Genomic DNA, 21,935 nt, shown 5'->3' with positions numbered 1-21,935 from the left:
CAGTTCTTAAATAATTTTAACAGCCAGCCTACTATCATTTAAATTGATAGTAGGCTGTTTCCATATTCGAAATACGCTGTAGCAACCTCTTCAGGATTACGATTATTTCTACATGCTGCAAGTGCTGTAACTAATAAAGTCATTACAACTATTAACATGATCATTCCAGTTTTAAGGGGAATTAGTTAACAAAGACCAGATATTATTTGCAACAGAACTGTTCCTCTGTACCCCTTGTTTCATCATTTTTCTAGGCCATCCAACTTGACAAATGTTTTTTTATCAAACTACAATGAAAATCATTATCAATAATATAGGGAGGATACTTTTGTCAATAAATGAAAAACAATATATTTATAGGTTAATAACTAGATGTTGTTAAGTCGTATGTACTATTTTTAGTTTAGCGTTGCCCAGAATGTACACCAATTAATCTCACGAATTACAAGAAAACTATTATTGAAATGAGGCTTGCATTGTGAAGTTGGACGTGAATGAGTTAGCAGAGTATCTTGCCAATACTCCTTTCCGAGTAGAAGGAGTATATCGTTATGCTAAAAATCCAGGTGTGCCTTGTGCTGAGTCTACAGATTCTTTCCCAGGATTTGTATTTCCACTTACAGGGAAGACGGAATTTCAATTTAATGGTACGCCGTATATCCTTTCCCCAGGAAAAGTTATACATGGGGGTGCAAAAATGACATTAGCCCATAAAATGCTTGGTGAAATAAACTGGGAATATATTCTTGTTTTATATCGGATAAGCAATTCAGAACGAGAAGACTCTGGCTTTACTCATCAGCATTTTGAATTATTAACAGGACAATCTCCTCGTCTTGTCGAATTACTTATGCGTCTTTGGGATGTGTATAATCAGCGAGGAGGCATTTCGATGTTTCAGACTGAAATGCTATTTCGCGAAGCGTTGAATGAAGCTTTATTAAGTGTTGTCAATAGAGAAAACAACTATGAATCGCATACTTTATTCGAACGAATATCTAGTTACGTTCATAAATACTATTATAAAGATATTACAATACATACGCTTACAGAACAAAATAATGTTAATCGAAATCGTCTTTCTTACGTGTTTAGAAAGCATGCAGGTATGGGGCCAGCAGAATATTTATTGAACTATCGTATAAAGATGGCTCAAAAAATGTTATGTACAAGTGGTGTGCCTGTACAACAAATTGCGCAGGCTGTTGGAATCGCAGACCCTTTTTATTTTAGTAGGGTTTTCAAGAAGCGAGTTGGCATTTCGCCTACTAAATATCGCGAGAAGTTCATCAATAATCCATACTAATGTCAACAGGGGTCCATTCTTATTTGAAAATCACTGTTCTATACTTATGGAGAGTTAAAGGAAACATTGGATTGAAAGTACTTTCATTGAAATCACTCCTTTGTACTATCTGAATGAAAAGTTCTGGCCTGAGCATTTTCTTTTTAAGCGTAATAACGACTTTTTTACTTAGATTACTGTAATATAGTGGAAGTTGAAAATGAGGAGGGATCATTATCCATTACCAACCTATTAAACTAAATGACGAGTTATCTAAAATTAACGATTATTGGTATCCACAAGTGATTAGTGAAATGAATGACGATCAAATTCAGCTTTTTAAAGCTAATGGAGATTTTATATGGCATGAGCATCCTAATACGGATAAGCTATTTATTGTGCTTGAAGGGGAGATGTTCATCGATTTCCGTGATGGACAGGTGAAAATTTCTAAGGGCGAGATGTTTATTGTCCCGAGAGGCGTTGAGCATAAACCTTTCACTGAAAAGGAATCCCACATCATGTTGGTAGAGCCTAAAAGGGAAATGGATTGATAATCGTAAAAAGATAAAAAAGGAGCGGAAACCCGTTCCTTTTTTTATTTATCTCACTATTTTTAGGAGGTTAGTATGAATAGCATTTTTATCAATAAAAATTTATTGGATTTTTTGTGGAATATATATGAAACGTTGTATAAAATAATCAAGAAAGCCAAAAATTATAGGGGGAAAGTTGTGAAGAAAAATAAGAGTTTAATAAGTTTTTTAGGAGTGTTTATTATGCTGTTTTCTTTTTGTTTTCAAGGAAATGTACAGGCAGATGTAAATACTGTTCAATCTGGAAAAATTAAATCAGGAAATGTAACGGTATGGGAAGTTGGAAATATAGCGAAAGTGTTAGCTGATGTAGAGCGCTTAAATTTAAATACAGTAAATGTACCAATTCAGGTAGATATTCCGAATGTGACTTCTACGAACATGGTAATTAATCAAGCGCAAAAGCAACAGGCTATTATTTTAATTCAAGAATTATTAAAGCGTAATATTCAAGTTATAGTGGAACCGTTCCCGTATATTCAGCAAGGAAATGTTGGAGAAACGGAATGGAATCCAAGTAATATTAATGATTTCTTCTGGAATTGGAAAACGGTTATTTTGCAAGACATTTTTAACTCAATTACAAGTAAATACAATGTGTACGGGCTCAAGATTGCTTCTAATTTCGTGAATATGGAATATGCAGAAGGATATTGGAGCGATACGATTGATTTTGTTCGCCAGCAGTATAAAGGAAATGTTTTGTATCAAATGAATTGGTGGTTAACAGCAAGTTGGGATCCTTCATATGAAGCGAAGTTTGTTCAGAAAATAAACCGTCCGTATTTAAAGAAGGTAGACATTGTTAGTATCGATAGTTGGTTTGAAGTTTCTGGGAAAAGAAATCCATCATATGAAGAAGTGAAGCAAAGTTTATTTGCGACGACAGTATATAACCGTGGACAAAATGTTGTTCAGCAACTAGAACAATTACATAAAGCAACAGGAAAACCGGTTTACTTTGGCGGATTTAACGTTCCGGCGCGTGAACTAGGCTTGCAAAATCCGTGGAATCCAGATGTTTCTAACGTGTTTTCAAAAGACGTACAATTAAACGGATGGCGCGCTTACCGTGACGTATTAGAACCGAAGCCATATTTTAAAGGCTTTTCAATTTGGTTTATTGGATCTAATAATAGTACGCATGCGTATCAAATACATAGTAAAGAAGCAGAGGCAGTTATTAACGGCTGGTACCGAAAATAATTTTTATAAAATAGGCAAGTTTTGAGGTTCACTACATATATTTCTAGTGAAAGGCCTTTCACCATCTTATCACCTAGGGGGCAATCATAATGAAATTTTTGTCTTACCTTACAGTAATTTTGGTGATTCTTGGCGGTTTGAATTGGTTATTTGTAGCGTTAGATTACAATGTAGTTGAGAAATGGTTTGGTTCTATGCCGGCGCTTGTGGACACTATTTATTGGCTCATTGGTCTTTCTGCAATTTATCAAATTTTTGATCGGTTCTTTACGGACAATTAGCTATTATTCTTTTATTACTAGAGTGTTAAGTACGATTATGTACTTAACACTTTTTTGTATGTTTATAAAAAAGGTTGGCACTTGCAAGCGATTCCATTGCGTCTTACGCCGTAATAATAGAAAACAAATTGACCGTGTCTTGTATTGTGAGGTATAATTCAGAAAGTTTAAAAAAATAAAAGATGAGAAATAGGGAGGTTATTAGGGTGATGGAGAGAGTGTATAATTTTTCAGCTGGACCATCAATACTCCCTTTGCCAGTTTTAGAAAAAGTGCAAAAGGAGCTTGTAAATTATAACGGGACAGGCATGTCTATTATGGAAATGAGTCACCGATCTTCTTATTTTCAAAGTATTATAGATGAAGCGGGTAGCTTACTTCGTGAATTAATGAACATTCCTGATGAGTATGAAGTATTGTTTTTACAAGGTGGTGCTTCATTACAATTCTCTATGATACCGTTAAATTTAATGAATACGTATAAAAAAGCAGGGTACGTATTGACTGGTTCATGGTCTAAAAAGGCGCTGCAAGAAGCTGAAAAAGTTGGAGAAGTACAAGTGATTGCTTCTTCTGAAAATGAGAAGTTTACTACAATTCCTAAACTGGATGGTTTATTAGGCGATGAAAAACTAGATTATGTACATATAACAACGAACAATACAATAGAGGGTACGAAATATATGGACATTCCACATGTAGATAAAGTACCACTCGTTGCGGATATGTCCTCAAATATTTTATCAGAACGATATGATGTTTCAAAGTTTGGTCTTATATATGCGGGAGCGCAAAAGAATCTAGGGCCAGCGGGCTTAACGATTGCAATTATAAAAAGAGATTTAATTGGAGGAGCAGATCGTTATTGTCCTACAATGTTAAACTATGAAACTTACAGTAAAAATAACTCCTTATATAATACACCGCCGTCCTTTAGTATTTACGTAACAAAACTTGTATTAGAGTGGTTAAAAGAGCAAGGCGGAGTATCTGCGATTGAAGAACAAAATAAAATGAAATCTTCACTTCTTTACAATTTCTTAGATGAATCAAAATTGTTTACTTCACCAGTTGATCCTACGTATCGATCACTTATGAACATTCCGTTTACAACGCCGTCAGAAGAGCTGAACAATGAGTTTTTACAAAAAGCGAAAGAACGCGGCCTTGTTACGTTAAAAGGACATCGATCAGTCGGTGGTATGCGCGCTAGTATTTACAATGCGATGCCAGTACAAGGCGTACAGCAATTAGTAAATTATATGAAGGAATTTGAGCTTGAGAATAGATAGGGAGATGGGGATATGTTTCGTGTTCAAACGTTAAATCAAATAGCAGAAAAAGGTTTGCAAGTACTTGGCGGAGAGCGTTATGAAGTAGGGGAGAGAATGGACCACCCAGATGGTATTTTACTTCGCAGTTATTCTTTACATCAAGAAGAGTTCTCAAAAGATTTAAAGGCGATTGCGAGAGCTGGTGCTGGTGTAAACAATATTCCTGTCGAGCGCTGTACAGAAAAAGGGATTGTAGTATTTAATACACCAGGAGCGAATGCAAATGCAGTGAAGGAACTTATTATCGCCAGCCTTATTATGTCTTCACGTAACATTATTAATGGCGTAAGCTGGACGAAAAATTTAGAGGGTGAGGAAGTACCGCAGCTTGTTGAATCAGGGAAAAAACAATTTGTTGGATCTGAAATTGCGGGGAAACGTCTAGGGGTTATCGGCCTTGGTGCGATCGGAGCTTTAGTTGCGAACGATGCGTTAGCGTTAGGGATGGACGTTGTCGGATATGATCCTTACATTTCAGTTGAAACGGCTTGGCGCCTTTCTACACATGTGCAAAGGGCATTTAGTTTAGATGAAATTTTTGCAACGTGTGATTATATTACCCTTCATATTCCTCTTACGAATCAAACGAAGGGAATGATTGGTGAACACGCTGTAGAGAAGATGAAAAAAGGTATGCGTCTATTCAATTTCTCTAGAGGAGAACTTGTAGATGAAAAGGTTCTTCAAAAAGCGTTAGAAGAAGAGATTATTGCACATTACGTAACGGACTTCCCGAATGAAAATGTGATAAAGATGAAAAATGTAACAGCGACGCCTCACCTTGGTGCATCTACGTCTGAATCAGAAGAAAATTGTGCAGTCATGGCAGCGCGCCAATTACGTGAATATTTAGAGACAGGAAATATTCGTAATTCAGTCAACTATCCAAATGTTGAGCTGCCGTATATCGGAAAGAAACGTATTACAATCATGCATCAAAACGTACCGAACATGGTAGGACAAATTACAGGGTGTTTAGCAGAGCATCATATTAATATTGCAGATATGATTAATCGTAGTAAACATTCTTGGGCGTACACAATGATTGATATCGATAACGGAATTGATGATATAATAAAAGAGAACATTGTGGAAAATATAAGCAAAATTACAGGTGTTGTAGCCGTTCGAATGATTGTGTAAAGGAGAGAGGGAATTGGCAAAAATCCGACCGTTTCGGGCCATTCGTCCAGTAGAAGAAAAAGCAGCACAAGTTGCAGCTTTACCGTATGACGTTTTAAATAGTGAAGAGGCAAGAGAAGTTGTAAAAGGAAATCCATTTTCTTTCTTACACGTTGATAAAGCAGAAATTGATTTAGACCCAGCGCTTTCACCGTACGATGATCGCGTATATGAAAAAGCGGGTGAAAATTTAAATCGATTGATACGAGAAGAAGTGTTCATTCAAGATGAAGATCCAGCACTATATATTTATGAACTGACGATGCAAGGTAGAAAGCAGTCCGGCCTTGTTGTTTGTACGTCTATTGATGAGTATGAAGACGATACAATTAAAAAACATGAAAGAACGCGTCATGAAAAAGAACTAGATCGTATTCGTCACGTAGATGTGTGTGACGCAAATACAGGTCCTATCTTTTTAACGTATCGTACAAAAGAAGAAGTGAAACGTTTCATCGCAAGCTGGAAAGAAGAACATGCGCCAATCTATACATTTACAGCAGAAGATGGCGTAGAGCATGTTGCTTGGAAAATAGATGATGAAGAAGTAATTGCAAGTTTAGTAAGCTTATTTGAAGATATTCCTAATCTTTATATTGCAGATGGACATCACCGCTCTGCGTCAGCTGCAAAAGTTGGGCTCATGCGAAGAGAACAATATCCGAATTACACAGGAGAAGAAGAGTTTAATTTCTTCCTATCAGTTTTATTCCCTCATGATGAATTATCCATTTGGGACTATAACCGAGTTGTGAAAGATTTAAACGGCTTATCAGAAGAACAGTTTTTAAAGCAAATCACGCAATACTTTTATGTAGAAGAAGCACCTGTTTCTCCGTATAAACCAAATGAGCCAAAAACATTTGGTATGTATGTAAACGAGAAGTGGTATAAGCTCACAGTGAAAGAGGAAACGTTTGATGCGAATGATCTTGTGAAAGGTTTAGATGTATCTATTTTGCAAGATCATTTATTAAGCCAAGTACTTGAAATACACGATCCGCGATCTGATTCACGCATCGACTTTGTTGGAGGAATTCGCGGGTTAGAAGAATTAGAACGTCTTGTAAATAGCGGTGCATATAAAGCGGCGTTCTCACTATATCCGACATCAATGGAATCTTTATTAGCAATCGCAGACGCTGGAGAAGTTATGCCACCAAAATCAACGTGGTTTGAACCGAAACTGCGCAGTGGGTTGTTTGTACATTCTTTAAAATAAATATAGACTTCATTAGTTTGAAAAACCGAAATGATTTTAGTTTCGGTTTTTCTTATTTTAAAAGAGTTTTTGAGGAGGGGGACCAATGAAATTACAAGTAGGCGAAAAAATTACCTTTGAACGAACTTTAAGGACATTCCTAGTATTACAAGAAATGTCCTTTCCACTAAAGTATAGGGTATTTCGCTAAAATTCAAACTCTAAAATTAGTTTACTAGTTTGACCTGCAAACTGATAATGATAGGACCCTCTCAAACTTTCTAAGTTACCGGTAGCTTTAATAATTGTTCCTGGGGAATCTAAATTTCCTTTATCAAATATTCCTTGCTCTATAGCTGTGAATGTTCCTTGTTGTCCCTTATAAATTCCTTCAAAGTGTAAAAATCCAGAAATTTTAGCAGTAGCCAAGTGACCATCATTTATATTGGAGTCTAAATAATATAATAAGTATTCAACAAAAGCTTTTCCTTTTAATTCCCCATCAATATCATATTCAACATGGGCAATATTAATAGGGAAATCTTTTTTTGTATCATCAATTGGTTTTTCATCCCATTTACTTATTGTAAATGTTACTTCCATACACGTAATCTCCCTCCAATTATATACTTTTAAAACGTATCCATTCACATTCATATCTCATAGGAGTGATTTTATTCACTCCACGCCACTTTCTAAAATAGAGAAAGATCCATTTTCACAATCAATTTCTGCCATCGCGCCGTAAGGTAAAATAAACTTCGGTTCAGTATGGCCAAAATTTAAATTATAAAGAACTGGTAAAGCTTCTAAGGTATATTCCCTCATAACTTTCAGTATTTCATATTTATATTCTTCATAGTATTGTTCATCTTTCGGTTTACCGAAAATGATACCTTTTGCTTTTTGCAGAATGCCTTGCGCGGCATAATTTCGTAACCAATACTTTATATAACTTGGTTCTGGATGATCTTCAGAAGTTTCAAAGAAGATAATACTATCCTCCCAATGTTTTTTCTCAGGCCAAAGTTCTGTTCCTTTTGCAAATTCTAGTACTTCAATGCAACCACCAATTAAGCGCCCTTGTACAGTAGTAGAGCCTTGAAGTAACTCATATCCGTTGTTTTGCTGCATCGTACGTCTTGTATCCTTATTTACTTCTATCCATTCTAAACGCTCACTCGTCCATTCAGGAGCTGGTTGAATCTCGCCAATCATTTCATTGGAAAAGAGAGTTCGATTTACCATTTCAACCGTATATGGATCCATCTCTATATTTTCGGCAAAGTCGGTCAAAATTGCTGGACCGTAAAAAGAGGCAAGGCCTGCTTTATGACAAAATAAATGTGAAATGGTAACATCAGAGTATCCCATAAAAATTTTCGGATTTTCACGTATTACATTAAAATCTATATGAGGAAGTAAGCGAATGCTATCTTCACCGCCAATATTCGCAATAATTGCTTTTACGCGCGCATCTTTAAATGCTGTCATTAAATCTTCCGCACGAGCCTCTGGAGTATTATAAAGGTATTCACTTCCTTTTAAACTATTTGGCATTGGAACAACAGTAAGACCGAAAACTTCTTCTAATCTTTTAACTCCTTGTTCATAACGCCACCTTATGTCAGAATCACCTGCGCCTCCCCATGAAGGACTTACTGTCGCAACGATATCTCCTGCTTGTAACCTCTTTGGTTTTATTAACATGTTAACCTCGCTCCTACATAATGTAATAGACTACGATTATACAAACTGTATTATTGAAAAAACATGATGCATGACATTAGTTTCTTCATCATCAATCCGTTTACCTGCTGGGATTTAAGAATTCAGTCTTAGTGTTGAGTATAGGAATAACCGATTTATATTTGAAAATTACAGTATGCAACATTGTATGAGAAAGATGGTTGCTATTTTCTGCAATCTGTAACTGTAATGATTATAAGTTGGTCGTATTCAATCCGAAAAATAAAATCATCATGAATGGAGAGGTTACAGCTTTTTCTGAACAAGAAAGCTATCGCCTCTAGGCATGGGAGGAAAGGAAGGTTGGATACGGAGTGTCACTAAAAATCGCAACGTTCGTGGTACTTTAAGTGACCGAAGTATAGGTAGTTTCTTCGTTTTTTTGTTGGGTTTTTTGGGGGTCATTCTTTAATTATTAAATGGAGAGGTAAAATAAAAATACACCTAATTAATAGGTGTATTTTTTAGACTTGAAAACCACATATGTATTGGAGATTTCTCTGGGGTACAGCGTATCATTACAGAAATCATGCGTATACATAATAGGTGCTATATTGAATGGTTTCCGAATAAATATGGAAATTGAAAACTAAATAAATCTCAATATTGGTAACTTAAATACCTGTACTATGTTAAGAATTAGTAGGAGCACCGCCAGTATTGCCATGAGATTCAACTTTCGGAGCAGGGAAATGTGCATGCCCTTCTTGTTTAGGAGCTCCACCAGTGTCACCGATGTTTAATGCAGGAGCGCCGCCAGTGTGGCCCTCAGAAAAAGAAGGAGCTGGTGGAGACGGGAAGTGAGTATGTCCAGCTTGATTTGTGAAACCTGCGTTTAAACCAAATGCAGCAATACCCGTAAATGCAATACCTACAGCGATTTTACCAATTGTTTTTTTCATTTCTTTAACCCTCTTTCATTTGATTTTTTTGCTACTGTACTATTAAAGAAGTATAAACTTGCTTTCTCATGTTGTTGTTTGTTATAAAACGCAAGAGCTAGTTTTTCAAGATACTCAGAAACATAGATATATAAAGATTCTTTATTGAAGTATTCAATTCCTTCTAAAACAATCGGTTCAATTTTGTCTAATTCAGTTTGATTTGTGAAAGCTTCTAATATAGCAAAGTGATGTTTGTGCTCTTCATTACCAAGTTCAGCAATAAGTTGTTTCCCTATTTTAATGTAGTGGTTTGCTTTGTCTATAAGTCCTAATTTTTCATGTTCTTGAGCAAGTAAGAATATAGCTTTGTAGTGAGATGGGATCTTTTCAACAACTTGTGTCAAGTGACGAATTGCCTCTTCAGAAAGATTCTGGCTAGCATATAGATGACCTAGATTACCGCGTACATACAGTTGTAATGATTCTTCATTTAATTTTTGGAGAATATCTAACGCTTTGTTATAGCTTTCTTCAGCTTGTTCAAAGTGTCCTACGTCTACATAAGAAGCACCAAGTACACTTAAACAGGATGAAATATTTCTTTCACATCCGTGTTGCGATTCGAAAATTTCTAATGCTTTAGAAGCATTTACAATGGCAAAACTTGGTTGTTGTTGGTGACAATGATAAGCAGCGTATCGGTAATAGAAATCAGCTTGTTCAATTTGACTGTGTCCAGATAAAAGTGCATGTGCTTTTAAGAAATATTCTTCTGCTTCTTGATAATGATTAATTGCTGCAAAATAAATCGCTTTATAATAATGATATAGATAAGATAGGTGTTTATCTTCTGGTTTTTCTTGGTCTTCTATGATTTGAAAACTATCTTTCGAGATTGATAGTCCATCTGTCAGAGCTGTATGTCGGAACTGCAGTAATGCGTAATATAACTGATAAAGTGGAATCGTTTCTGTTTCTTTCAAAAGTATTTCTTCATGTTCTTTTTTAGCTTCTTGAAACTGAATTTGTGCTTCCTTAACGTTTTGCGTTAAGATTGCATGGTACCAAGCTTCTAAATGTTTTGTTGTATATGTATGTCCCTTCAATGAAATGTTCATATTAGCCCCCTTGTATATTTTTTTATATAATTGTAACTATAATGGTAACACAATTAAAAGTAATTATATGGAATTTATTGTTGATAAAAAATATTCAGAATTATATAGGTCGGTAAAACCTGTCAGTCCATGTGTTTTTATGAAGAAAAGGACACAATTGACTATAGAATCTTAATAAAATGATTCCACATGTACAATGCTAAAATAAAAGTTGAGAAAGTATGCATGAGGTGTGAATAGGGTAAGAAGGTAAAAATCCTAGCTACAATAGCTAGGATTTTTGTGTTAAATAGTCTCACCGTGAGCTTCTTGTTTAGGAGTCGGCGTATCACCAACATTTAAAGCAGGAGCGCCAGTATTACCATGCGCTTCTAACGTAGGAGCAAAGAAGTCAGCGTGACTCTCTTTTTTAGGAGCCATTCCTTCTCCATGAGTATTTGTATAAGAAGGAGCCCAAGTATCTCCTATATTGTATGATGAAATAGGAGGTCTGCCATGATCATAAGCAGGAGCGCCACCGTCGCCTCTATTATAAGAAGGAGCCCAAGTGTCGCCATGTGAATCTAATTTCGAGCTTAAATCAGCATGTGTCTCTAGTTTCGGAGCAGCGAAATCAGCATGGCCTTCTAATTTAGGAGAAAAAGTTTCACCGTGCTCAGCTTTTACAACGCCGCCATCCCCAATATTTATACCAAAAAGACCAAAGCTAAACACTGATAACCCTACAACAGCTGTACTAATTTTTCTTTTCAATCTATCTCTCTCCTTTTTATTGTTTTATTTCATTTTGTCTAAACGTGGTAGATAAAATGAAACGAATCGTAAAAAATTACAAATATATTACGATATATGAATAATTCTGTGTAATATTTTGTAAAACCTCCTTGAAATTTGAATTTTATGAAAATAAAATTCGACATGGTTCATTATTCAACTAGTTGAATAAATTTTGATTGAGTTTTTATAAAGGTATTCGCTAACCTTAGGACCGAAAGTAGTTCTTAATTTCTTTATACCGTGGTCATAAGGTTATTTTAGCTTTGAATTAAATTAAAGCCCTCTTGCTGTATATTTAAAAATACCAGTATGCAACATTGCATAAGAAAGAGGGTTGCTATTTTCTACAACATGTAACTATAATAGTTACATGTTGGTTGTATCCAATCAAAAATAAAATCATCATGAATGGAGATGTTTCATAATGGGTATGAAAAAATTAATTTTAGCAGGTGCTTTAGGAATCGCAGCATTATCAGGAACGAATTTACCAGGGTTAGAACTAACAAAAGTGAGTGCTGCTTCTATAGAATCGAATTTCTCAACATTAGAAGGACGAGTAGTAGAAGTAGATAACGGTGTAATTGTCGTAAAATCTAAGCAATACGAAGAACCTGTTAGTGTATATATGGATTCATTTTCAAATGTGAAAGTAGGAGATGAAGTAAAAGCTACTGGATCTATGATGCGTAATTTTACAGAATATATGGTTGCAACTGCAATTGAAAATACAACAAACAAGTTAGGCATGCACATGAAAGAAGATGGCTCACCTGATTATGTAATTGGGGAAGTAGCAAAATTAGGAACAGACGGTGCTACTAAATATGTCGTAGTGGAATATCCATCGCTAAACGGGAAAAAAGTGATTATTGATGTTTTCTTAACAAAGGGACAAGTATTTCATACGGGTGAGAAAGTAAAAATTGATATGAGGTATGTGGGCTGGGGCGGAAGTTCTATTAACTGGAACACAACCAATCATATTGAAAAGGTTTATGAAGTAAAGAGCAACGTTGAAAATAATGATGATGTTTGGATTTGGTCTTAATTAGACTTCTGTAAATAATAAATGTATCATGCAGTACCCATCGAATTATCATGTGTATGACAATTTGATGGGTACTTTTTCTTTATTTTATATTCGGTGCTAAGGTACATCATTGTATCTATAATAATTTTAAAAATGCGGGTATACAGTTGAATCGAACAACCTCATACAGACAAGTGTTTTAGCTTACTGCTTATGCATTGATTTTATTCAAAATTGCGACTTTATTCGTCGTAAATAATAGATAATTTTGTTTTACTGTTCTGATTAAAATCCGGTCTGTTGTAGCGTATGCTGTTCCAATTCGGATTACGTTTTCTTCTACACCAGCATAGGTTTCATCTTCTGTAACTTCAATAATTTCGCTTAATGGAATTTGAACCTTAGCTATTTGCCATGAAATAATTAATTCTTCATTTGTTTTTTTGACATCGATACCTAGCATGTTACCAAAACCTTTCTGTATTAAAATATAACTATTAATTTTATTATACAGATTTAAAGGTTTTATTTTTATTATGAAATTTGATTTTTTAATTTCTTTACAAGGTATCGTACTACGAACAAAAAAGGTATCCAATGGCACCTGCAATCTTTCTGCAATGAAGACGCTCTTTTTTATTTTGTGAATTTTTGAGAATAAGGGATTTCCGATTAGAATATGATGTTTAAATCGGAGTGAATTTAAAAAATACAATAATGAAAGTGGTGTTTATATATGGAGCGAGATGAGAATTATTTACGAGCTAAAAAAAGAGTGGAGAATTTAAAAGCGTTTTATATTCATTTAGCATTATATATACTAGTTAACTTAATGCTTTTTTTTATAAATATAAGTTCTGATTCAAGTAAATTATGGTTTTTATATCCACTTGCAGGGTGGGGGATCGGTATCGTTATACATGGTTTGACAACTTTTCCATTCGGGATATTCGGAAAAGAGTGGGAAGAACGAAAGATTAAAGAATATATGGAGAAAGATAAGTAAATTTATTTTAATCATTCGATTTTCAAAATAATACTGAGGATGGGGGTATTGTTCTACGTCTGTTTAGAAAAATGGGATACAAAGCGGTAAGGTATGACGCTCGTGGTAAAGACCTTACGGAGGATTTCCATTCATATAAATCTCTTTAAAAAACAAAGATGCGAAGTCTCTTCTATGACTTCGCATCTTTGTTTCTTGGTTTAAAAGGATTAATAAGATTAATAAGCTATTCTCGTATTCACATAAGCGACTAATATAACATGTCCAATAATAATAGAAGAAATAATTTGATAAACGAGGTAATAGCGATGGAGAAGCGAATAGATCTATCGCTACACTTCTAAGTTTTATTTATGTACATTCTATAAATCGTTGCGCTCTTTTAGAAAGCTGCCGATCTTTCAGCCATATAATTGATGATTCAGACTCATAAGGGAAATCTATTAAATCTACTATTTTTATAAATTCTTGCGGGATATGAGATATAGCACTTTTCGGCAAGATAGAGGCACCGATGCCAGTCATGATAAGCATAAGAATAAATGCTGAGTCAGGACATTCACATGCTATATTTAATGTTATACCAAGGTGCTCGCATTCATCGATGACGAGCTGATGATAGCTATTTTCTTTATCTTTATGTAAAAGTAAAAGGGGGATATGACTTAATTCGGTTAGAGGGATTGAGAGGTGTGAACGATATAGTTCCCATTTAGCAGGCATGACTAATACGAAAGGTTCCTTTGATAAACAAATACTAGAAAAAACATCTTTATTAAAAGGTGTACGCAAGATAGCGAGTTCGATATGCCGATTTTCTAATTGCTCTATTAAGTATGAAGGGCCACCTTCCCATATTTTTAAGTTCACATTTGGATAGTTATCTTGAAAATAGCGTATTTTTTCAGAAAGAAAAGGAATGCAAGAATGAAATGCTCCAATAGATAGCTTGCCCCTTAGCCCTTCACTGGTATCTTTAATCTCCGTAATAGTTTCTTCTAATTGATGAATAATGTTTTTTGCTTTCGTATATAAAATTTTTCCTTCTTCAGTTAAATGCATATTTCGGCCGTTTCTTTCAAAGAGGTTTACTGATAATTCTTGTTCTAGTAGCGATAGTTGTCTACTTAGAGGTGGCTGTGCCATATGAAGTCGCTGGGCAGCACGGGTAAGCTGTTTTTCTTCAGCGATTACAATAAAGTAACGAAGTTTTCTTATATCCATGTCAAAGTCCCTTTCTATACCATTTTTGTATGGGAAAACAACCTTATAGATAGTTTTCATATAATCTCCCACATGATATCATAAACAAAAAGTTTTAAAAATAGAAAATTCTAAAAATTTAAAATAATTTTCAGGAAAGTAATAACTTGAAAATAGATCATATCGTTTTGAGGGGGGATTTTGATGAAAGTCTCGTTATTTATTACTTGTTTATCAGATGTGTTTTTTCCTCAAGTAGGTAAGAGTGTCGTAGAAATTATGAACCAATGTGGAGTGGAACTAGATTTCCCTGAAGGACAGACTTGTTGCGGACAACCAGCTTACAATAGTGGATATCAAGAAGATGCAAAACTAGCAGCAAAGCAAATGATTAAAGCATTTGAACATAGTGAATATATTGTGACCCCTTCAGGTTCTTGCGCTAGCATGGTTCATCATTATTATAAAGAGATGTTTAAAGGTGATAGTGAATGGTATGAAAAAGCGGTTCATTTAGCGGATAGAACGTATGAGCTGACGGATTTTTTAATAAATGTACTTGGAAAAAGTGATTTGAAATCTAAGTTGGTTGAGAAAGCTGTTTTCCATCAATCTTGTCATATGAATCGGGCGCTCGGGATCAAAGAGGAACCACTGAAGTTATTATCGCAAGTAGAAGGTCTAGACATAAAAGAATTACCATATTGCCAAGATTGCTGCGGGTTTGGTGGTACTTTTGCAGTGAAAATGAGCTCGATTTCTGAAACGATGGTTGATGAAAAAATAAAACATATTGAGGCGACAGAAGCAAATCTCTTAATTGGAGCAGATATGGGATGTCTTATGAATATAGGGGGAAGATTGCGTAGGAAAAATAAAAATATTCAAGTGTTACATGTAGCAGAAGTACTGGCAAAGGGGCTGAATAAATGAGTGTGGCGGGGGAACTAGATTTTTTGAAAAGAGTAGATAAAGCGTTGCACGATCCGCAGATGAGAAGCGCGGTTCCGTTTACACAAGATCGGCTTCGGATGGGACGGGAACAAGCTACACATGAATTAGGGAATATGGAAGAATGGCGCGAGGCAGCATCTGAAATTCGGATGCATACAATCGAAAATTTAGATAGTTATTTGGAACAATTAGCTACTAATGTTCGAAAAAATGGAGGGCATGTGCATTTCGCTTTCAAAGCGGAAGATGCCGTATCGTATGTTTCTGAAATCGCAAGAAAAAAAGGAGCGAAATCAGTAATTAAGTCAAAGTCCATGGTTTCAGAAGAAATACATCTTAATAAAAACTTAGAAGAGATGGGGGTAAAAGTAGTAGAGTCTGATCTTGGGGAGTATATTATTCAATTAGCTGGAGAAACGCCATCCCATTTAATCGCCCCGGCCATTCATAAGACGAAGGAACAAGTAGCAGAGCTTTTTTCTAAGGAAGCAGGAAGAAAGATCCCAGTTGATACGAATCAATTACTACAATTTGCAAGGGAGAAATTGCGTAAAGAGTTTTTAGAAGCTGATATTGGTATTTCCGGTTGTAACTTTGCGGTAGCGGAATCTGGATCAGTTGTGCTTATAAGTAATGAAGGAAATGCTCGCCTTACTACGACATTGCCAAAGGTTCATATTGCGATTATGGGGATGGAACGCCTTGTTCCGACATGGAAAGATCTTGATGTAGTCGTTTCGATGTTAACAAGAAGTGCTACAGGCCAAAAGATTACATCTTATGTAACTGGAATTAATAGGGCGCGTTTACATGAAGATATGGATGGACCTGAAGAATTTCATTTAATTATTTTAGATAATGGCCGTTCTGATATTTTAGGAACTGCTTATGAAGAAGTATTAAAGTGTATAAGGTGCGGAGCTTGTGTAAATGTTTGTCCTGTGTATCGTAATATTGGGGGACATGCTTATGGAAGTGTTTATAGCGGGCCAATTGGAGCAGTACTTGCGCCTTTATTAGAAGGATATGAAGAGTTAAAAGAATTACCTTTTGCATCAAGTTTATGCGGAGCATGTACAGATGTTTGCCCTGTGAAAATTCCATTGCATGACCTTCTCATTGAACATCGTAAAGATGTCGTGGAACAAGGGTTTATAACGAAATTTGAGCAACTTGCCTTTAAAGGTTTCACGTTTATGGCGAGTCATCCATTCGTTTATGAGAAAGCAATTAAAATGGCACATACAGGGTTATCGATATTTGCAAAAGATGGTTATATTGCGAATGGACCAGGTCCATTAAAAGGATGGACAGAAAGTAGAGATTTTCCAAAACCTGCGAAACAATCATTCCGTGATTGGTGGAAAAAAGAAACGAGGGATTCATAATATGAATACGGATGTACAAGAGTCTTTTTTAAACAATATCGCACGTAAATTAAATCGAGAACGTCGCTCGGGAGTTACTCCTCCCAGGTGGAAAAACAATCCACTTAGCCACTTTTCTAATGAGATAGATCACAAAAGTTTAGTAGAGCAGTTTATTGCAAACTTGCATACGTTACATACAGAAGTAAGTCATATACACCGTTCAGAAATAGGGAGTGCACTTCAGTATGTTGTACATAAATTTAATGTTCAATCTGCGGTGTATTGGGATGATGATAGATTACATCAACTTGAAATAGGAAAGCATTTAATAGGAAATTTCGTTTCTCATCGAATGTGGCAAAGTAAAGAAGGGGAAAGAGAACTACGGGATTATGCAGCTCAGGTTGATATGGGAATTACATATGCTGAAATGGGACTCGCTGAGACGGGAACCGTTGTTTTATGGAATGGTGGTGGACGCGGGCGTTTAGTTAGCGTTTTGCCAGCAGTTTATGTAGCAATTCTCTCAGAACATACAATTTATAGACGCTTAACAGAAGGAGTAACTAGAATTCATGAACAGGTTTCGAATGGATTACCTGCCTGTATTAATTTTATCACTGGGCCTAGCCGGACAGGTGATATTGAGATGGAATTAGCTTTTGGAGTTCATGGCCCAGGCAAGGTCCATGTCATTCTATTAAAGAATTAGAAAGAAAAACAAAAGAATGCGAGGGGGAGTGGGACTTTTGATGAAAAATAAATTTCGTTATTATGTCTTTACAATGCTCACGTTTATTACGATGGTGAATTATATTGATCGAGGGGCCATCGCTTATGCACAGTCTTTCATTATAAAAGAGTATGGCTTTGATCCGAAGGAGTGGGGAGCTATATTAGGATATTTTGGTTACGGTTACATGATCGGTTCTTTATTAGGAGGTATTTTTTCAGATAAAAAAGGACCGAAATTTGTATGGATCGTAGCAGCGACGGCTTGGTCTATTTTTGAAATTGCGACTGCTTTTGCTGGAGAAATAGGGATTGCTGTTTTTGGAGGATCTGCTTTAATAGGATTTGCTATTTTCCGCGTCTTATTTGGATTAACAGAAGGTCCATCTTTTGCGGTTTCGAATAAGACAGCAGCAAACTGGGCAGCTCCAAAAGAAAGAGCTTTTCTAACATCCCTTGGTTTTGTTGGCGTTCCGTTAGGGGCAGTATTAACAGCACCTGTAGCGGTTCTGTTGCTATCTTTCACTAGTTGGAAAATCATGTTTTTTATCCTCGGTACAATAGGGATTGTATGGGCGATTATTTGGTATTTTACTTTTACGAATATGCCTGAGGATCATCCACGAGTGACAAAAGAAGAACTAGCTGAAATACGAAGTACGGAAGGTGTGCTTCAATCAGTAAAAGTAGAGAAAGAAATTCCAAAAGAGCCATGGTACTCCTTTTTTAAAGTTCCGACATTCGTTATGGTTACGATAGCATATTTTTGCTTCCAATATATCAATTTTTTAATATTAACTTGGACACCAAAATACTTGCAAGATGTATTCCATTTTCAATTATCTTCCCTTTGGTATCTTGGGATGATTCCTTGGCTCGGAGCTTGCATCACATTGCCACTAGGGGCGAAGCTATCTGATCGTATTTTACGTAAAACAGGAAACCTTCGTTTAGCTCGAACCGGGTTACCGATTATTGCTTTATTACTGACAGCAATTTGTTTTAGCTTCATTCCAGCGATGAATAATTATGTAGCTGTATTAGCACTTATGTCGCTTGGAAATGCGTTTGCTTTTTTACCAAGTTCATTATTTTGGGCAATTATTGTCGATACCGCTCCTACTTACTCTGGAACATATAGTGGAATTATGCATTTCATCGCTAATATCGCGACAATCTTAGCCCCGACTTTAACTGGATACTTAGTTGTAAGTTATGGCTATCCTTCTATGTTTATCGTAGCTGCCATTTTGGCCGCTATTGCAATGGGGGCAATGTTGTTTGTGAAACCAGGGCAGCAGACGAAGACGGAAAGCTTATTTAACTGGAGAGGTAAGAAGCGGTTAGAGGAACCTCGTGCTAATTTTGAATGAGCCAAGTAAGATGTAAAAAGTGAGTTGAATGCATTAGAAATGAAACCGAATGGTAGTATATGAAAAAACTCCTGAATTCGCATACTAAGTATGCAAATTTAATGGAGTTTTTTTCATTACCCGGAAGAAAAAGAATGAAGGATCAATAACATGTGAAAGTATAAAATTGTATATAAATCTCTGTAATGAAATGCTTGATGCGAAGTCTATTCTATGGCTTCCCATATTTGTTTTTTAGCGTGAATAACATGCGAAATCAAAACTTTACTTGTAGTACATAATAAATACAGTTGTTATCTTTTTTAAATTACATGTGGATATAGGCTAAAGTTGATTTATCAACCTATATTAAAATAAAAATAAACCACTGTTCGATTTGAATATTCCACGATATAATGGTGAGAGTTTATATCTGAAGAAATATTTGCATAAGAAGTGAGGTACTGTATGAAAAAAAGAACGACAGACATTATTTTTATTATTATTGGTGCATTCCTTTTTGCGTTAGGTGTGAATTTGTTTGTTATCCCGAATGAGTTCGGTGAAGGCGGGGTAACAGGTATTACGATTATTACGTACTACTTATTTGAGTGGTCACCAGGTTTAGTCAACTTAATTTTAAATGCGATTTTATTAATAGTCGGCTATAAATTTTTGAATAAAATCACAACGATTTATACGATTATCGCTGTAGTTACGAACTCGCTATTTCTTCATTTAACAGAAGGATGGACGATTACTTCGGATGAAATGCTCGTAAATGCTATTTTCGGTGGAATATTTATCGGGTGCGGGATTGGTCTCATTATTCGCGTTGGTGGAACGACAGCAGGTACTACAATCTTAGCGAGGATGACACATAAGTACTTAGGTTGGAGCATTAGCTACGGTCTACTGTTCTTTGATTTAATCGTTGCGTTTTCATCTTATTTCATCATTGGTGCAGAAAAGCTGATGCTGACAATTATTATGTTATATGTAGGAACGAAAGTAATGGAATTTGTAATTGAAGGTTTAAATCCGAAAAAGGCCATTACGATTATTTCCGATAAGCCGGATGAAATTGCCGGGAAGGTGACTAGCTTAATGGGTAGAGGAGTTACTGTGTACTCAGGTCATGGCTATTACACGAAAACGCCGAAGGACATTCTTTATGTTGTTATTAATAAGCAAGAAGTAGTGAAGCTAAAGAGGATTGTTCAAACTACGGACCCGGCTGCATTCATCGCTATACACGATGTTCGTGATGTATTCGGAGAAGGATTTGTTGATATTTCGAAGGCTTAAAAATTGTTTTTGATTAAAATAATCTTAATACTAAAACGTAAGAATCTATTTTGAATCATCTGTTTTCAAAATAGATTCTTTTTTATTAAACACCATTCACTTTAAGTTCAAACTTTTACATTTTAAAGAAAACTGCCGATAGAACGCTTCAGTCTGTTCTTTAATTTTGAAATGTGAGAGTTGAATAACGATGGATTATATGTGATTTTTTAATCTACTCCCCATGAGTTCCGCCATTTGTTTTGCATCTGGATTTTCTTCATCGTACAATTTCTCAATAATGTTAATATAATCCGTCTCATTTCGATTTTGACTTAATTTATGTGCAGCCTGGATGTCTTCCACCTTAATCTTAAATCCAACTATACCTTTCAGCTCATTTTCTAACAGAGTAGGGGAAAGTTTATTCCATAATACTGGATTTTCACGATGCTCTTCATATTTTTTCAGCATTGTTGTTAATTCATTTATTAATTCCTCTTTATCTAAAATACTCGCTTTACCATATATATGGACGGCTTGATAATTCCATGTTGGTACTTCTTCATTTTCATACCAAGAAGAAGAGATGTAAGAGTGAGGTCCCTGAAACATTACAAGAACATCTTCACAAGTTTCAAATGTTCTCCACTGGGGATTCCCATAAGCCATATGTCCAGTAATAAAATAATCATCACCTTTTTTAGTTAACCCAAAGGGCAAATGAGTTGCAATTGGTTTTTCTTTTTTTATTGTGACAATTGTTCCAAAAGAGTTTTTTTGAACAAAATCCCAAATTTCATCAACATTTGTGACTTTAAAATACTTTGGAATATACATAATAGCCCACCTTTCAAAAAAGTTATATGAGTGTTTTAATCATGATAAGATCAATTTGTTCGTCATCTCCCATATAAAAGGAGTGAGAGCCAGCTTGTACAAACCCTAACTTCTTATAAAAAGCAATAGCATTTTCATTTTTCTCCCATACTCCTAGCCAAATATTCTTTTTATTATTCGCTATTGCAATTTCAATAGCGTTATTTAGTAGATATTTTCCAAGACCATGTTTTTGAAAGGAGCCCTTTATATAAATTCTCTCTACTTCAAGTGATTCATTGCCCATTTCTTCAGACTGAGCATCATCAATATTGACCTTTAAATATCCAGCAATTTCATCGTTAAAGTAGACAAAAAAGAATTGAGAAGAGATATTGGATAATTCTTTTTCTAATTGTTTTAAGTTAAATGCCTTTTCCAAATAATGATTCATATTTTCGGGTGAATTTTGATGTTTAAAAGTCTCATTAAATGTTTCATAACTAATTTCTTGAAGTTTGTGTATATCTTCAATGGTGCACTTTTGTATATGCGTAGTCATATTT

The 21,935-nt window shown here is 35.3% G+C and carries 22 protein-coding genes and 1 pseudogene; 14 read left to right on the top strand and 9 right to left on the bottom strand.

The window, feature by feature from the left end:
• Positions 1-478 precede the first annotated feature (478 nt).
• The 7 genes from ACVWY7_RS15050 (at position 479) to ACVWY7_RS15020 (ending at position 7,106) form a co-directional block, all read left to right on the top strand.
• Positions 479-1,306 (top strand): helix-turn-helix transcriptional regulator, encoded by an 828-nt coding sequence (locus ACVWY7_RS15050; protein ID WP_105989449.1) that lies wholly within the window; start codon positions 479-481, stop codon positions 1,304-1,306.
• Between the two features lie 293 nt (positions 1,307-1,599).
• Positions 1,600-1,839 (top strand): cupin domain-containing protein, encoded by a 240-nt coding sequence (locus ACVWY7_RS15045; protein ID WP_000997182.1) that lies wholly within the window; start codon positions 1,600-1,602, stop codon positions 1,837-1,839.
• A gap of 180 nt (positions 1,840-2,019) precedes the next feature.
• Entirely contained in the window at positions 2,020-3,087 is a 1,068-nt protein-coding gene (locus tag ACVWY7_RS15040; RefSeq protein WP_033682296.1) for a glycoside hydrolase family 113, read from the top strand.
• A gap of 89 nt (positions 3,088-3,176) precedes the next feature.
• Positions 3,177-3,368, top strand: coding sequence for a DUF378 domain-containing protein (locus ACVWY7_RS15035; protein ID WP_000670803.1), 192 nt, complete (start codon positions 3,177-3,179; stop codon positions 3,366-3,368).
• 209 nt (positions 3,369-3,577) lie between these two features.
• Positions 3,578-4,660, top strand: a complete 1,083-nt coding sequence (gene serC / locus ACVWY7_RS15030) for a 3-phosphoserine/phosphohydroxythreonine transaminase (RefSeq protein WP_001994087.1) — start codon at positions 3,578-3,580, stop codon at positions 4,658-4,660.
• Between the two features lie 12 nt (positions 4,661-4,672).
• Positions 4,673-5,845: a 3-phosphoglycerate dehydrogenase family protein gene (locus tag ACVWY7_RS15025; RefSeq protein WP_000490251.1), complete on the top strand. Its 1,173-nt coding sequence runs from the start codon at positions 4,673-4,675 to the stop codon at positions 5,843-5,845.
• A 13-nt stretch (positions 5,846-5,858) separates the two neighbouring features.
• The gene (locus ACVWY7_RS15020; RefSeq protein WP_105989448.1) at positions 5,859-7,106 is read left to right on the top strand and encodes a DUF1015 domain-containing protein; all 1,248 of its coding nucleotides are present in this window, start codon (positions 5,859-5,861) and stop codon (positions 7,104-7,106) included.
• A 186-nt stretch (positions 7,107-7,292) separates the two neighbouring features.
• Here ACVWY7_RS15020 and ACVWY7_RS15015 read toward each other — a convergent pair whose 3' ends face one another.
• From ACVWY7_RS15015 to ACVWY7_RS14995, 5 genes and pseudogenes are all read right to left on the bottom strand, one after another.
• The gene (locus ACVWY7_RS15015) at positions 7,293-7,688 is read right to left on the bottom strand and encodes a DUF3224 domain-containing protein (protein ID WP_000454072.1); all 396 of its coding nucleotides are present in this window, start codon (positions 7,686-7,688) and stop codon (positions 7,293-7,295) included.
• A gap of 75 nt (positions 7,689-7,763) precedes the next feature.
• On the bottom strand, positions 7,764-8,795 hold the full coding sequence (locus ACVWY7_RS15010) for a S66 family peptidase (RefSeq protein WP_105989447.1): 1,032 nt from the start codon (positions 8,793-8,795) through the stop codon (positions 7,764-7,766).
• Positions 8,796-9,466: 671 nt separating this feature from the next.
• Complete coding sequence (locus tag ACVWY7_RS15005; protein WP_000750950.1) at positions 9,467-9,736, bottom strand: hypothetical protein; 270 nt, start codon at positions 9,734-9,736, stop codon at positions 9,467-9,469.
• On the bottom strand, positions 9,733-10,836 hold the full coding sequence (locus ACVWY7_RS15000; protein ID WP_001027120.1) for a tetratricopeptide repeat protein: 1,104 nt from the start codon (positions 10,834-10,836) through the stop codon (positions 9,733-9,735). The genes ACVWY7_RS15005 and ACVWY7_RS15000 overlap by 4 nt, the downstream gene beginning before the upstream one ends.
• 300 nt (positions 10,837-11,136) lie before the next feature.
• Positions 11,137-11,589, bottom strand: a pseudogene (locus ACVWY7_RS14995) (hypothetical protein); the annotation flags it as partial.
• 448 nt (positions 11,590-12,037) lie between these two features.
• Here ACVWY7_RS14995 and ACVWY7_RS14990 point away from each other — a divergent pair.
• Positions 12,038-12,664, top strand: a complete 627-nt coding sequence (locus ACVWY7_RS14990; protein WP_456523854.1) for a hypothetical protein — start codon at positions 12,038-12,040, stop codon at positions 12,662-12,664.
• Between the two features lie 193 nt (positions 12,665-12,857).
• Here ACVWY7_RS14990 and ACVWY7_RS14985 read toward each other — a convergent pair whose 3' ends face one another.
• A complete protein-coding gene (locus ACVWY7_RS14985) occupies positions 12,858-13,109 on the bottom strand; it encodes a SunI/YnzG family protein (protein WP_002080181.1) in 252 nt (83 codons plus the stop codon).
• 273 nt (positions 13,110-13,382) lie between these two features.
• Between ACVWY7_RS14985 and ACVWY7_RS14980 the strand changes: the two genes are divergently transcribed.
• Positions 13,383-13,652: a 2TM domain-containing protein gene (locus tag ACVWY7_RS14980; RefSeq protein ID WP_000438991.1), complete on the top strand. Its 270-nt coding sequence runs from the start codon at positions 13,383-13,385 to the stop codon at positions 13,650-13,652.
• Positions 13,653-14,003: 351 nt separating this feature from the next.
• Here the strand turns inward: ACVWY7_RS14980 and ACVWY7_RS14975 are convergent, their stop codons facing one another.
• The gene (locus ACVWY7_RS14975) at positions 14,004-14,876 is read right to left on the bottom strand and encodes a LysR family transcriptional regulator (RefSeq protein ID WP_002080182.1); all 873 of its coding nucleotides are present in this window, start codon (positions 14,874-14,876) and stop codon (positions 14,004-14,006) included.
• Between the two features lie 183 nt (positions 14,877-15,059).
• On the opposite strand from ACVWY7_RS14975, the gene ACVWY7_RS14970 reads away from it, so the two are divergent.
• The 5 genes from ACVWY7_RS14970 (at position 15,060) to ACVWY7_RS14950 (ending at position 20,571) form a co-directional block, all read left to right on the top strand.
• A complete protein-coding gene (locus ACVWY7_RS14970; protein ID WP_000868787.1) occupies positions 15,060-15,788 on the top strand; it encodes a (Fe-S)-binding protein in 729 nt (242 codons plus the stop codon).
• The gene (locus tag ACVWY7_RS14965) at positions 15,785-17,197 is read left to right on the top strand and encodes a LutB/LldF family L-lactate oxidation iron-sulfur protein (protein WP_000109341.1); all 1,413 of its coding nucleotides are present in this window, start codon (positions 15,785-15,787) and stop codon (positions 17,195-17,197) included. The genes ACVWY7_RS14970 and ACVWY7_RS14965 overlap by 4 nt, the downstream gene beginning before the upstream one ends.
• Position 17,198: 1 nt before the next feature.
• Entirely contained in the window at positions 17,199-17,891 is a 693-nt protein-coding gene (locus ACVWY7_RS14960; RefSeq protein WP_001090801.1) for a LutC/YkgG family protein, read from the top strand.
• A 40-nt stretch (positions 17,892-17,931) separates the two neighbouring features.
• Complete coding sequence (locus ACVWY7_RS14955) at positions 17,932-19,284, top strand: MFS transporter (protein WP_000790819.1); 1,353 nt, start codon at positions 17,932-17,934, stop codon at positions 19,282-19,284.
• 447 nt (positions 19,285-19,731) lie between these two features.
• Positions 19,732-20,571: a YitT family protein gene (locus ACVWY7_RS14950; RefSeq protein ID WP_000747501.1), complete on the top strand. Its 840-nt coding sequence runs from the start codon at positions 19,732-19,734 to the stop codon at positions 20,569-20,571.
• A 195-nt stretch (positions 20,572-20,766) separates the two neighbouring features.
• Here ACVWY7_RS14950 and paiB read toward each other — a convergent pair whose 3' ends face one another.
• Positions 20,767-21,390: a protease synthase/sporulation negative transcriptional regulator PaiB gene (gene paiB, locus ACVWY7_RS14945; RefSeq protein ID WP_105989446.1), complete on the bottom strand. Its 624-nt coding sequence runs from the start codon at positions 21,388-21,390 to the stop codon at positions 20,767-20,769.
• Positions 21,391-21,412: 22 nt separating this feature from the next.
• Positions 21,413-21,931: a GNAT family N-acetyltransferase gene (locus tag ACVWY7_RS14940; protein ID WP_000207073.1), complete on the bottom strand. Its 519-nt coding sequence runs from the start codon at positions 21,929-21,931 to the stop codon at positions 21,413-21,415.
• Between the last annotated feature and the right edge of the window lie 4 nt (positions 21,932-21,935).

This window comes from Bacillus sp. TE9106W (genome assembly GCF_054062215.1).
Note: the sequence above shows the minus strand (reverse complement) of the source record. Positions and strands in the feature narration are given on the sequence as shown.

Coding starts and splice junctions, on each gene's coding strand:
- ACVWY7_RS15045 (WP_000997182.1), top strand. CDS start 1,600: ATGAATGACGATCAAATTCAGCTTTTTAAAGCTAATGGAGATTTTATA.
- ACVWY7_RS15035 (WP_000670803.1), top strand. CDS start 3,177: ATGAAATTTTTGTCTTACCTTACAGTAATTTTGGTGATTCTTGGCGGT.
- serC (WP_001994087.1), top strand. CDS start 3,578: ATGGAGAGAGTGTATAATTTTTCAGCTGGACCATCAATACTCCCTTTG.
- ACVWY7_RS15025 (WP_000490251.1), top strand. CDS start 4,673: ATGTTTCGTGTTCAAACGTTAAATCAAATAGCAGAAAAAGGTTTGCAA.
- ACVWY7_RS15015 (WP_000454072.1), bottom strand. CDS start 7,688: ATGGAAGTAACATTTACAATAAGTAAATGGGATGAAAAACCAATTGAT.
- ACVWY7_RS15010 (WP_105989447.1), bottom strand. CDS start 8,795: ATGTTAATAAAACCAAAGAGGTTACAAGCAGGAGATATCGTTGCGACA.
- ACVWY7_RS15005 (WP_000750950.1), bottom strand. CDS start 9,736: ATGAAAAAAACAATTGGTAAAATCGCTGTAGGTATTGCATTTACGGGT.
- ACVWY7_RS15000 (WP_001027120.1), bottom strand. CDS start 10,836: ATGAACATTTCATTGAAGGGACATACATATACAACAAAACATTTAGAA.
- ACVWY7_RS14990 (WP_456523854.1), top strand. CDS start 12,038: ATGGGTATGAAAAAATTAATTTTAGCAGGTGCTTTAGGAATCGCAGCA.
- ACVWY7_RS14985 (WP_002080181.1), bottom strand. CDS start 13,109: ATGCTAGGTATCGATGTCAAAAAAACAAATGAAGAATTAATTATTTCA.
- ACVWY7_RS14980 (WP_000438991.1), top strand. CDS start 13,383: ATGGAGCGAGATGAGAATTATTTACGAGCTAAAAAAAGAGTGGAGAAT.
- ACVWY7_RS14975 (WP_002080182.1), bottom strand. CDS start 14,876: ATGGATATAAGAAAACTTCGTTACTTTATTGTAATCGCTGAAGAAAAA.
- ACVWY7_RS14970 (WP_000868787.1), top strand. CDS start 15,060: ATGAAAGTCTCGTTATTTATTACTTGTTTATCAGATGTGTTTTTTCCT.
- ACVWY7_RS14965 (WP_000109341.1), top strand. CDS start 15,785: ATGAGTGTGGCGGGGGAACTAGATTTTTTGAAAAGAGTAGATAAAGCG.
- ACVWY7_RS14960 (WP_001090801.1), top strand. CDS start 17,199: ATGAATACGGATGTACAAGAGTCTTTTTTAAACAATATCGCACGTAAA.
- ACVWY7_RS14955 (WP_000790819.1), top strand. CDS start 17,932: ATGAAAAATAAATTTCGTTATTATGTCTTTACAATGCTCACGTTTATT.
- ACVWY7_RS14950 (WP_000747501.1), top strand. CDS start 19,732: ATGAAAAAAAGAACGACAGACATTATTTTTATTATTATTGGTGCATTC.
- paiB (WP_105989446.1), bottom strand. CDS start 21,390: ATGTATATTCCAAAGTATTTTAAAGTCACAAATGTTGATGAAATTTGG.
- ACVWY7_RS14940 (WP_000207073.1), bottom strand. CDS start 21,931: ATGACTACGCATATACAAAAGTGCACCATTGAAGATATACACAAACTT.